This is a genomic window from Comamonas sp. NyZ500, from assembly GCF_016772095.1.
In the GTDB taxonomy this organism is placed as follows: Bacteria; Pseudomonadota; Gammaproteobacteria; order Burkholderiales; family Burkholderiaceae_C; genus Comamonas; species Comamonas thiooxydans.
Map to the genome: position 1 here is coordinate 40723 of NZ_JAEIJE010000026.1, position 10294 is coordinate 51016.

14 protein-coding genes are annotated in these 10294 nt (G+C 63.9%); all 14 read left to right on the forward strand.

All coding sequences use genetic code 11. The annotated features are described in order from the left end of the window. Positions 1-2 precede the first annotated feature (2 nt). The 14 genes from JAO85_RS23495 (at position 3) to JAO85_RS23560 (ending at position 10197) form a co-directional block, all read left to right on the forward strand. A complete protein-coding gene (locus tag JAO85_RS23495; protein ID WP_202789138.1) occupies positions 3-230 on the forward strand; it encodes an antitoxin VbhA family protein in 228 nt (75 codons plus the stop codon). Next, on the forward strand, positions 227-1315 hold the full coding sequence (locus JAO85_RS23500; protein WP_011798681.1) for a Fic family protein: 1089 nt from the start codon (positions 227-229) through the stop codon (positions 1313-1315). The genes JAO85_RS23495 and JAO85_RS23500 overlap by 4 nt, the downstream gene beginning before the upstream one ends. Positions 1316-1347: 32 nt before the next feature. Continuing rightward, entirely contained in the window at positions 1348-1809 is a 462-nt protein-coding gene (locus tag JAO85_RS23505) for a hypothetical protein (RefSeq protein ID WP_017510481.1), read from the forward strand. 13 nt (positions 1810-1822) lie between these two features. After that, positions 1823-2083, forward strand: coding sequence for a hypothetical protein (locus tag JAO85_RS23510; RefSeq protein WP_009242129.1), 261 nt, complete (start codon positions 1823-1825; stop codon positions 2081-2083). Positions 2084-2100: 17 nt separating this feature from the next. Beyond that, positions 2101-3783: a zeta toxin family protein gene (locus tag JAO85_RS23515; RefSeq protein ID WP_038314798.1), complete on the forward strand. Its 1683-nt coding sequence runs from the start codon at positions 2101-2103 to the stop codon at positions 3781-3783. Between the two features lie 15 nt (positions 3784-3798). Beyond that, entirely contained in the window at positions 3799-5010 is a 1212-nt protein-coding gene (locus JAO85_RS23520; RefSeq protein ID WP_017510479.1) for a DUF1173 domain-containing protein, read from the forward strand. After that, entirely contained in the window at positions 5010-5531 is a 522-nt protein-coding gene (locus JAO85_RS23525) for an HAD domain-containing protein (protein ID WP_229726456.1), read from the forward strand. The genes JAO85_RS23520 and JAO85_RS23525 overlap by 1 nt, the downstream gene beginning before the upstream one ends. Before the next feature lie 158 nt (positions 5532-5689). Beyond that, positions 5690-5965 (forward strand): HU family DNA-binding protein, encoded by a 276-nt coding sequence (locus JAO85_RS23530; protein ID WP_009242125.1) that lies wholly within the window; start codon positions 5690-5692, stop codon positions 5963-5965. Between the two features lie 3 nt (positions 5966-5968). Continuing rightward, a complete protein-coding gene (locus tag JAO85_RS23535) occupies positions 5969-7024 on the forward strand; it encodes an OmpA family protein (RefSeq protein ID WP_017510476.1) in 1056 nt (351 codons plus the stop codon). Positions 7025-7033: 9 nt separating this feature from the next. Beyond that, positions 7034-7852 (forward strand): TIGR02281 family clan AA aspartic protease, encoded by an 819-nt coding sequence (locus JAO85_RS23540; protein WP_229726457.1) that lies wholly within the window; start codon positions 7034-7036, stop codon positions 7850-7852. Positions 7853-7878: 26 nt separating this feature from the next. Next, positions 7879-8631, forward strand: coding sequence for a hypothetical protein (locus JAO85_RS23545; protein ID WP_038314823.1), 753 nt, complete (start codon positions 7879-7881; stop codon positions 8629-8631). Next, complete coding sequence (locus JAO85_RS23550) at positions 8628-9029, forward strand: DUF1294 domain-containing protein (protein ID WP_017510473.1); 402 nt, start codon at positions 8628-8630, stop codon at positions 9027-9029. The genes JAO85_RS23545 and JAO85_RS23550 overlap by 4 nt, the downstream gene beginning before the upstream one ends. Continuing rightward, positions 9026-9553, forward strand: a complete 528-nt coding sequence (locus JAO85_RS23555; RefSeq protein ID WP_017510472.1) for a TIGR02281 family clan AA aspartic protease — start codon at positions 9026-9028, stop codon at positions 9551-9553. Before JAO85_RS23550 ends, JAO85_RS23555 begins: the two co-directional genes overlap by 4 nt. Further along, positions 9550-10197 carry a phosphohydrolase gene (locus JAO85_RS23560; protein WP_017510471.1) on the forward strand — a complete coding sequence of 216 codons (648 nt, stop codon included), beginning with the start codon at positions 9550-9552 and terminating at the stop codon, positions 10195-10197. The genes JAO85_RS23555 and JAO85_RS23560 overlap by 4 nt, the downstream gene beginning before the upstream one ends. Positions 10198-10294 lie beyond the last annotated feature (97 nt).

Consider the following 10294-nt stretch of genomic DNA (forward strand, 5'->3'; position numbering starts at 1 on the left):
ACATGGAAGACAAGAACCCGTATGAACTCGATACCGGCCCCGTGGCTGCGCCCCATCCGGCCGACGTGCGCCGTGCGCAGTTTGCTCAAGCCAATGCTTCCCTGTCCCTGGAGGGAATGCCGGTGGACGCCGCCGACCTCGCCATTCAGGAGGCCGTCATCGCCGGCACCCTGACCCCTAACGAGGCGGTGGCCAAGTATCTGGAGCGCGCACGCGGGGCTGGGCAATGAGCGAGCAAGAGGACTACACCTATCCCGGCACGCACGTTCTCAAGAATAAGGCCGACATCCGCGACCTCGCGGCGCTTCAACGCTTCGAGCGCGGCGCAACAGCCGTTCGCATTCAGGAGCTGCGCGAAAACCCGGTACGGGGCGAGTACGACTTGGCCCACCTTCAGGCGATCCACAAACAGGTTTTTCGGGATGTGTACGAGTGGGCCGGCGAAGTGCGCAAGGTGGATATTGCAAAGGGGCCTGCCGGCGACCGAACCCTGTTCACCTTCAAGGAAGACATCCCGCAGAAGGCGCAGGAAATCCAATCCGCGATCAAGGAAGCCAACTATCTGCGCGGGATGGACAAGGAGCAGTTCAGCGGGAAGATGGCCGAGGTCTATGCCGGCGTGAACGAAATGCACCCCTTCCGCGAAGGGAACGGCCGCACGACGCGCGAATTCATCGGGCAGCTCGCCAAGGATGCGGGCTACCAGCTCGATTACTCCAAGGTCGATAAGCAGACGTGGAACGAGGCCGCCAAGGAGTCCGCGCGCGGCAACCTGGAGCCAGCGCGCGAAGTTTTCTACGAAATCACGACCGTGGAGCGGGCGGTGGCCTTCGACAAGCTGGCCACGCGCGAAGCTCTGGCCAAGCATCCCGAGCTGGATGGTGCCTACAAGATGTTGCACGACGCCCACCGGGCCGGGCAGGACGCCGCTTACCTGCGGGCAGAAATTTCCAAGGAGCTGCACAGCGGCCGGCTAGTGGGCGATGGCGTGACGCTGGACGAGTCCAAGCGAGTCATCGACCACGCCGCAGCCTATCGCGGGCTGATGGTGCGGGACGCCGAACGGCTTGGCGGGCAGTTCAAGGGCGAAGTGGTGGCAGTTTCGTCGCACCACGCGATGCTCCAAGTGGGCGACATGATCGCCGTTCGCTACGAACGCGCCAATCTGGATCGTGACCTTGCCGTGGGCGAGCGCGTGACGATCCAGTACGACAAGGCGCGCAGCCAAGTCTATGAGCAGGGCAAGGAGCCGGCGCGGGATCGTGGCGGCAAGGACATGCAGATGGAGCGCGAGCGCGTGCCGACGCCGCGCTGACTTTCGCGCGCGAAAGATTGACGGAGAAGAACATGAATCGAGAAACGCTTGAGCTGCTGGTTTTTGTGGGGATGTGCTTTGCCGCGTCCTACCTGTTGATGCGCGAGTTTCGTGCCTACCTGGATGCCGTCTTCAGCCGTTCCCCCGGCGAGCCGTGGGCCGATGTCTGGAAACGCGCCCATGCCGAGCACGACCTGAACCGCAAGGCCCAGCTCGAAATGTTCGGCTCCAAGTGGGCGACCGTAGGGGGCCGCTTGCTTGTGGTGGGGCTTGTCATCGCTGGGGTGTGGTTTCTGGCTTTCGTCCCCGTTGCGGCCGTGCTGCTGGCCGTCTATCTGGCTTGGGGGTTGTACGCCACCCGCAGCCTTGGGTTGACGGCCAACGACGTGTATGCACGCCTGCTGAAGCGCGACCGCATCACCTACCGCCTGCTGCACGCGGCCCTGTGGCCGCTCCATGCAACTCAAGCCAAGAACCAATCCGGTAATCAGTGAGGAATCCACGACCATGACCAATCAACTTTTCAGCCGTGCCGGCGTCCGCTACGAGGTGGCGCTGGATGTCCTGGGGGCCATCATCGCCCACCACTCCGAAGCCATTGCCGCCGAACGCGAAAAGGCTACCCCTGACGAGGCCGTGATTGCGGCCGCTCAGAAAGCGAAGGACGAGCTGCGCACGATCCGCGAAGACCTCGATCCGAATGCTGACGAGGCCATCGAGCGCGTCATCACTCAGTACGGCCAACAGGCCCGCGACCTTTACCAATAAGGCAGGAGGGCAGACAAATGGCTGGGGAGGTTTCCAAGTACGCAATGGAGAGCGCCTACAAGGATGTAGAGCGCGATGCACTGGCAAGAACGACGGCGCAGGAGAATCCGAAGGCGATCCTGTTGGGCGGCCAACCAGGATCGGGCAAATCGGCGCTGGCCGCCGAAGCGATCCGCGAGCTGCGCGCCAACGGCGGCGCTGTGGTGATCGACGCCGACCGGATGCGCGAGGAAAACCCGCGCTACAAGCAGCTTTCGCGCGAAGACCCCCAGCACGCCGCCGACCGAACGCAGAAAGAGGCCGGCGAATGGGCTACCCGCCTCACGTTGGCCGCCGTGGAGAACCGCCGCAATCTGGTGGTGGACGGCACGATGCGCAGCCCGGAGAACATCCGGGACTTGACCACTCGCCTGAAGGAACAGGGTTACGAGGTGGAGGCCCGCGTGTTGGCCGTCAACCCGGAAACCTCAGTGACCCGCGCACGGCTGCGCTTCGAGGAACAGGTGGCCGAGCGCGGCACCGGGCGATTCGTCAACAAGGAACAGCACGACAACGCCTACAACGGCATGGTGGAGTCAGTGCGCGCCTTGGAGCGCGACAAGCTCACCGACTCGGTGCGCGTCTATGACGCCAATCAACGGCAAATCTACGAGAACAGCCAAGAGCGCGGAGAGTGGAAGCGGCGAGCAGCAGCGGTTGAGGTGTTGGAGCAGGAACGCGGGCGCGCTTGGACGCACGCCGAGCGGCGCGATTACGTATCCGCCCTGGACGACATCAATACGCTGGCCAAGCAGCGGGAGGGTGTGCGCGACAACGTGACCTACACCGTGGGCACCGTGGCCAAGAACGATGCGAAGGACTACAGCAACGTCAATGAAGCCGCCAGGGCCTTCCGGGATGCCAAGGCTGAAGACCAGCCCTATGTGATCCGCACAGAGCGCCTTCCCAATGGCCGGGAGTCGGCCTCGACGCCGGGGCAGACCACGTACACCGAGAAAGAGGGTGTGCGGGAGTATGGCAAGTTCATCGGGGGCAACGACGAGGCCCTAAAGCGGGCCTACGCTGATGCCTTGCGGCCGGAACAGGAGCGCGCCGCGCGGCCGGTGCTGGCCGACCGTGACGAGCTGGCGGCCAAGCTCGAAGCGGCTCGAAACGACTTGGCCCGCTTTGAGCAGACCCCGGCCTATCAGCGCGCCCAGGCATTCGACCAGCTCACCAAGCGCGAGGCGCTGGAGCGCCACCCGGAGCTGGACGGGGCCTACAAGCAGCTTCACGACATCAAGCAGAGCTGGACACCTCAGACCAGTCAAGACCAGCGGGAAACCAGCTACTTCAATGCGCGTGCCGAGCTGTCCGAGCAGCTTCACCGGGGCCGCGTCCCGGAGGGCAGTGTCACCGTGGATGAGTCGCGGCGCGTGATCGACATGGCCGCCAGTCATCGGGGCTTGGTGGTGCGGGATGCGCAAGAACTCAAGCAGGACGTGAAGGGCGAAGTGGTGGCCACCTCATCGCATCACGCCCTGGTGAAGATGTCCGACATGGTGGCTGTGCGCTACGAGAAGGAGGGACTGGATCGGGATGTCCGGGTAGGCGAGAAAGTGACGATCCAGCACGGCAACGAAAAGAGTCAGGTGTACGAGCAGGGCAAAGAGCCTGCGCGGGAGAACGCGCGGGACGTGGGCCGGGACATGGGCCGGTAAGCAAGGGAGAAAAACATGGCGATCTACCAGATTGGCGGGCAATCCATTCATTCCGACGACCCAGGCTTGCCCGAGCTGCTGGCCCGCATCTACAGCTCGCGGGAGCGGCCGTTGTGCCTGTGTCGCACCCCCGGCATTGAAATGTACGTGGCCAAAGTTGATGAAAAGTACCTCATCAAACGGATGCCCAATTCTGGTAGCGGCCACGCCCCGGCCTGCGATTCCTACGAGCCGCCGCCCGAGCTGTCCGGGCTTGGCCAAGTCATTGGCTCCGCGATCCAGGAGAACCCCGACGAAGGCACCACGGCGCTGAAGTTCGACTTCGCATTGTCCAAGGGCGCGAGCCGATCCGCGCCGGCACCGAGCGGCAAGGAGACGGATAGCGTCAAGACCGATGGCAACAAGCTGACCCTGCGCGGCACCCTGCATTACCTGTGGGAAGAAGCAGGTTTCAACCGCTGGGCACCGACGATGGCCGGCAAGCGCAGTTGGTACGTGATCCGCAAGTACCTGCTGCAAGCAGCCGAGGACAAGACGGCAAAAGGCGCGAGCTTGGCCGGAATGCTCTACATGCCCGAATCGTTCAACGCCGAGAAGAAGAACGAAATCACCCAGCGGCGACTCGCGCAGATGATGCGAATCGCCACACCCGAGAAGGGCACACGGCGCTTGATGCTTGTGGTGGGGGAAGTGAAGGAACTGGCTCAGTCACGCTACGGGCACAAGATCGTCCTCAAACACCTGCCCGATTGCCACTTCATGATGAACGACGACATCTACAAGCGGCTGCTCAAGAGGTTCGAGGTGGAGCTGGGCCTGTGGGATGCCTTGGAGGGCACCCACCTGATGATGATCGGCACGTTCAGCATCGGCGCTACCGGCGTAGCCTCGCTGGAGGAAGTCGCGTTGATGTGCGTGACCGAGAACTGGATTCCCTTTGAAAGCACCTTCGAGAAGATGGTGCTCGATGCGCTGACGCAGCAGAACCGGCGATTCATGAAAGGGATGCGGTACAACCTGCCTTCCACGCGGCCGCTGGCCTGCGCGGTGGCTTCGGATACCGAGCCGGAGCCGACCGCCATGTACGTGGTTCCGCCTGGGGCCAGTGAAGACTATGCGGCCGCCGTCGATGAATTGATTGCGGAAAGCAAGCTCCCTTCATGGAAGTGGGTGGCTGGCGAGGCTCCTATGCCGGCGCTGCCCGAGCTGCCGGAGCACGGCCGATGATGGGCGCCCTACTCCGCTTCGTCGGCATTCGCCCGACCGTCGCCCCGACTTTCGCGCGCGAAAGTCTGCCGGTGAATCCCCGCGCGCCACGCTGGGCGCTTCAGCGTGCGCCCCGTGGCCCCGTCCTGATGCTGGACATCGACGGGGTTCTGCACCCTGGCCAGTCTGGCACGCTGATTTACCTGCCCCTGCTGGAAACGTGGCTGCGAGCGCATCCCGATGTTGATGTGGTGATTTCATCCAACTGGCGCGAGACACACACGCTGGATGAGCTGCGCAACTTCTTCTCCATAGAGCTGCGCGAGCGCGTTATCGGCTGCACGCCCGTTTTGCCTGATTGCACCAGGCTGGACGAGATCCTTTGCGTTGTCCGCGAGTACGGCGTCACCCAATGGGCCGCCCTCGATGACCGCGTGCAGGAATTTCCAGATACACGCCGGCTGGTGGCCACCGAGTACCTGGACGGACTTACCGGGGAGTCGCTGCTTCAGCTCACCCGCGTGATGTGGGCAGCGCCGTGAAGGTGTGGAACACCCTCCTTTGCCTGTTTGGCATCCATTCGCCGCTGTCCACGCCCATCTATTCGAGCTGGGACGGCACCCAAGTACATGAACGGCGCTGCGCCCGTTGCGGCAAGGTGCTGGGTCATATCCTCAACTGACGACACACGGAGATTTCCATGAACCGACAAGACCTGATCGACGCCATTGCTGAAGACACCGAAGCATCCAAGGCGGCCACCACGCGCTTTCTCGATAGCCTCATCACCATCGTGCAGAACGAGGTGGCCAAGGGTGGCGCGGTGAAGCTCACCGGCTTTGGCACTTTCGAGAAAGCAGCCGTCGCCGCGCGCACCGGGCGCAACCCGAAGACCGGCGCGCCGATCAAGATTCCCTCGACCCATAAGCCGAAATTCACGCCTGGGGCCACGTTCAAGGACTTGGTGAAGGATTGAACCATGAGCAAACATCCCGACTTGAACGGAACCGCGCTTGCGCTGCTGCGCGCGCTCGACCGTGGCGAAGTGCGGGGCATTCGGGTGCTTTCGGAACGCGCGGCGGGCCGCCCATTGGGCGGTGCTGCCGATCTGGACGTGATGCGCGAGTACCTGGGTGAAACCCGTCACCTTATCGACCGCGGCTATCTGTCGCGCAAACCTGCCGGCACATCCATCCGACTGTCTCTGACGCGCAAGGGCCGGCGCGCGCTCCATCCTGGCACGCCGTTCTGGCCAGCGCCTGTGACTCTGGCGCTGGGGGCCTCGTTGCTGGCCGCTGGCGTAACGGGATGCGCGCCGATGCCTCCCGAGCAACCCCGTGCGCTCCTGATGGGCGCGCCTGTGCTCACCGGGCTGGCCCAAGTGCGCGATCCGCAAACCGGAACCGACTACTTTGTGCCGTGCAATCCGTGTGCGGCACCAACGCCCAAGACTCCAATGCTGGGCAGCGCCGATGTTGCGCCCGAGGCGAATGGCAAGCCGGCCGCACGGCCGCAGCCTTCGATCTTGGCCAAGCTCGACGCCCACACTGTTGCTACGCTGGCCATGCCGGCCGAGGTGGATGCCATCCCGGCCGGCTCCGCCCAGCTCACCGACGACGTGCGCCCCGTGACGGTGGTTGCAGTCGGCCCGGCCACGGCCGCGCCAGTCGCTGTTACGGCCTCCCGTTCCTTGCGCTCGCTCCCGTTTTCCAGCTCCGTGGCAAATCTGAACGATGAGGCCAAGCGTGGCTTGTCCGAGCTGCTGCCGCTGGCCATGACGGCCGAGCGCGTCTTGATCCGTGGCCGCACCGATTCGACAGGCACGGCGGCGGGCAACCGGGCTTTGGCCATTGCTCGCGCTGCAACCGTCCGGGCTGCGTTTGTCAGTGGTGGGGTTGACCCTCGAAAGCTGAAAGTCTCGTACTGCGTGACCTGTTTTGTAGCCTCCAACGACACCGAGGCGGGGCGCAGTGCAAACCGGCGAGTAGAGGTTGAACTGGTGATGCCTGCGATGGCCGTGGCCGGCAGGAAGTGAAAGCCGACCATGAGCGCAGATGAACGGGATTGGTATCGAGAACGGGCCGCGAAAACCATGCGGGATCATTACTATGACCCGAAGGTGTTTCGCGGTTCGCGGGAGGTTCGTTCAGAACAACCCCGTATCACCTTTTTGCAGTTCATCATCGCCAATTCGCTGCCCTACGCCCTTCTGATTGTCGCGGGAACGGTCTGGCAAATTGCACACGGGGCAACTCCACACGACGCCCTCTTGATGGCCACTCAATGGCTCAAGGGTTTCGTGTTGAGCCATCCGGCCTTGTGTCTCCTGATGGTGGCCGGTGCGGCCTTCTACATGACAAAGCCGCGCCTGGCCGGCATGGTTTATACCTGGCTCGGGATCGGGTTCCTGTGCTTTGTTGCCTTTGACTACTTCGGCAACAAGCGTGTCTCCACGGCTGCGCCGCGAGCAAGCGAGCAGCCGCGCGTGGCCACCATGAGCGTGCCAAAGAATCAACGCGGGCACTATGAGACGCCGGGCAGCATCAACGGCCAGCCTGTCACCTTCATTGTGGATACCGGCGCGGGCCTGACATCCGTTCCTGGCTCGCTGGCCAAGCCCTTGGGCATCACATCATGCGAGCCTCGCCAGTTCAGCACGGCGGCCGGCGAGGTCTTCGGGTGTGTCGCCACAGTAGCAGAAGTGGTTTTCGGTTCCTTCCGTGCCCACAACGTCCAAGTTGCCGTCATGCCCACCATGAACGGCCCTGCATTGCTGGGCATGAACATCCTGGGGATGGTGCAGATCGAGCAGCGCGGATCGGCGCTGCTGTTCTCCACCACCCATTTCCGAGAAGACGATTGAACGTCAAGAACAACAAGGAGGAAAACATGCGTCACCTTCCGCTTTACCTGCTTCTGGCCGCTGCGGCCGGCTGCGCACTGCCGGCGCTGGCCAGTTCTGATGCGGTGCCAGTTGATGCACCGGCCGCTGTTGCGGCCGCTCCGGCCGCCGAGGTCAAGGTGGCCATCACCGGCCACATCGACTTGGCTGCTGATCGAGGGCGCAAGGTCTTCATCGAATTCCTGGCCAGTCCGAGGCTGACGGCCGCCGTGCGGGCCTCGCTGGCCTCCAGCGGCTTCGAGCTGGTGGACAGCCGCGAGCAGGCCGACGTGGTGTACGAGCTGGATGGTGCCTTCCAGGCGCTGCGCCCCGCAACCCGGCGTACCGCCGAGGTTCGCGTGGGCGACTATGCCGAGAACCCCGCGCCCTTGGCCACCAAGAGCGGCCGGGGCGGCTCCGTGATGCTGTCGCTGAACCCCCTGGCCATGCTGGTCGGCACGATTGCATCCAATGTCGGGAATGCGACCGGCGCGCAGGACTCGGTGAACGCGGCCACGGCCGGCGACCCGGACGGCAAATGCCTGTCGCGCTGCGAGACGTGGCGCTACCGTCAGCGCAATGTCGTCAACATGACGCGCAAGGCAGGCACCACGGAACAGAAGTGCTCCGTCCTCGCCACAACCGAGGATGCCGAGCTGGTGCCGGCGCGACTCATCCAGTCGTCCCTTGCGGGCTTGCAGGAGGCCGCTGGCTTGATTGTGGCCCTGGGCCTCTCCGCTGATCCTGCTTTGGCGAAATGAACGCGCCGGGCCTGTCACTGGCGGATCGCTTTTGGATCGCCCATCGCTGGGCCGCTTTCGGGCTGGGTGCGGTGTTCCTTATGGGTGTGATTGTCGCCGGCATCGCCGGGCGTATCCGGCCGCACTACGCTTGGGCCTATGCGCTCATGAGCAACTTGGCCTTTCTGGCATACGGCCTCGACAAGTCGGCGGCCGTTGCCAACCGTTGGCGCTGGTCTGAAAAGGCTTTGCACTGGATCGAGCTGCTATGCGGCTGGCCCGGTGCATTGATTGGACAACATGCCTTCCGCCACAAGTCGCGGAAGGCTTCCTTTTTGTTTTTCACATGGCTGGCCAGCGCCGCGAACGCCGCTGTTTTCGCGCACTTGGCTGGCTTCTATCGTTGGAGTTGGCAATGAACGCTACTCGCGCCCTTGTGGCCCTGATGGCCTGCTTTGCCCTTGGAGCCTCGCACGCGCAGCAGCGCGAATACATCATCTACGATGGCCAGAGCTACCCCGGCGACCAGCTCGACGTTGCGGCCGCCTCTCCCGTGATGGTCAAGCCGGCGCAGCGCCTGGGCAACGGGGACTACTCCATCCCGCGCGCTGCGGATGGTCACTACTACATCGCCGGGGCCGTCAACGGCTTTCCCGTGGTCTTCATGGTGGACACCGGAGCGCGATTCACGACGCTGCCGGTCAAGCTCGCCCGCAATGCTGGTATCCGCGCCGGCCGCGCAACATCCTTTGACACGGCCGCAGGCCGTGAACGTGGTGGCATCACTGCGGCCAACACGGTGATCGTCGGCCCCTTCGCTGTTGAGGGTGCGGCTATCGCAGTCCTGGAGCGCCTTTCAGCTCCGCTGCTGGGGATGGACGTGCTCAACCGCTTCCAGATCGCCTATTCGGGCGGCTTCATGATCTTGCGGGGCGGCCGATGACGCCGGTAGCGGCGCGCGCGTGGGTTCGGCTTCCTTCTGGCCGTCGCCTCGACCTCATCAATCCCGATCCCGGCGCGTGGCTCGACAGTGACCTTGCCTTGCGTTTGGCGAGGACGTACCGCTGGGGTGGGGAATCGTCATGGCCCCTGCCCCTCTCCGTGGCCCAGCATTCGCTCCTGGTGCTCGCTTTGCGCCGGCAGTGGAGCGACACCCCTTTGACGCCCTCTGACGCGCTCCTGGAGCTTCTACACGATGCCGAGGAAGGTTTCCTTGGGTTCGACTGTATTTCCCCCTTGAAAGACGTGCTGGGCCTTTCCTTTCGGGCTGTTTCGTCTCGCCTGATGGCTGCGGTTTCAGATCGGTATGAGCTGCGCACTTGGTCGCCGGCAGCGCACGCCGCCCACAAGCGGGCCGACTCGGTGGCGGCCGCTTCAGAGGCTGTGCATTGCATTGGCTGGCCAGCTCATGAAGTCCGCGATGTCCTGGGCATCGTGCATCCCGTCCTCGATGTCGATCCACTGGCTGACATCTACGATTGCCGGCCGTGGGAGCCGTGGGCGGCTGACGTTGCGGCCGAGCGGTTCCTGGACGCGCTGGAGTCGTTGCGTGCCGCTGTGCATGGGCAGATCAAGGCGCAAGCGTGACCCCTGGGCGTCTCCCCTTTGGGGCCGGGCTTTCGTGCTGCGCATCGAGCCGCCTACGGCGTCTCGCCCCTTCGGGCGTCAATCCCTGACGCCTCCG

What these genes read in the sequence shown, in the direction of transcription:
- JAO85_RS23545 (WP_038314823.1), top strand. Translation starts at nt 7,879, where the DNA reads ATGCGTCACCTTCCGCTTTACCTGCTTCTGGCCGCTGCGGCCGGCTGC.
- JAO85_RS23530 (WP_009242125.1), top strand. Translation starts at nt 5,690, where the DNA reads ATGAACCGACAAGACCTGATCGACGCCATTGCTGAAGACACCGAAGCA.
- JAO85_RS23555 (WP_017510472.1), top strand. Translation starts at nt 9,026, where the DNA reads ATGAACGCTACTCGCGCCCTTGTGGCCCTGATGGCCTGCTTTGCCCTT.
- JAO85_RS23505 (WP_017510481.1), top strand. Translation starts at nt 1,348, where the DNA reads ATGAATCGAGAAACGCTTGAGCTGCTGGTTTTTGTGGGGATGTGCTTT.
- JAO85_RS23520 (WP_017510479.1), top strand. Translation starts at nt 3,799, where the DNA reads ATGGCGATCTACCAGATTGGCGGGCAATCCATTCATTCCGACGACCCA.
- JAO85_RS23495 (WP_202789138.1), top strand. Translation starts at nt 3, where the DNA reads ATGGAAGACAAGAACCCGTATGAACTCGATACCGGCCCCGTGGCTGCG.
- JAO85_RS23550 (WP_017510473.1), top strand. Translation starts at nt 8,628, where the DNA reads ATGAACGCGCCGGGCCTGTCACTGGCGGATCGCTTTTGGATCGCCCAT.
- JAO85_RS23510 (WP_009242129.1), top strand. Translation starts at nt 1,823, where the DNA reads ATGACCAATCAACTTTTCAGCCGTGCCGGCGTCCGCTACGAGGTGGCG.
- JAO85_RS23500 (WP_011798681.1), top strand. Translation starts at nt 227, where the DNA reads ATGAGCGAGCAAGAGGACTACACCTATCCCGGCACGCACGTTCTCAAG.
- JAO85_RS23515 (WP_038314798.1), top strand. Translation starts at nt 2,101, where the DNA reads ATGGCTGGGGAGGTTTCCAAGTACGCAATGGAGAGCGCCTACAAGGAT.
- JAO85_RS23535 (WP_017510476.1), top strand. Translation starts at nt 5,969, where the DNA reads ATGAGCAAACATCCCGACTTGAACGGAACCGCGCTTGCGCTGCTGCGC.
- JAO85_RS23540 (WP_229726457.1), top strand. Translation starts at nt 7,034, where the DNA reads ATGAGCGCAGATGAACGGGATTGGTATCGAGAACGGGCCGCGAAAACC.
- JAO85_RS23560 (WP_017510471.1), top strand. Translation starts at nt 9,550, where the DNA reads ATGACGCCGGTAGCGGCGCGCGCGTGGGTTCGGCTTCCTTCTGGCCGT.
- JAO85_RS23525 (WP_229726456.1), top strand. Translation starts at nt 5,010, where the DNA reads ATGGGCGCCCTACTCCGCTTCGTCGGCATTCGCCCGACCGTCGCCCCG.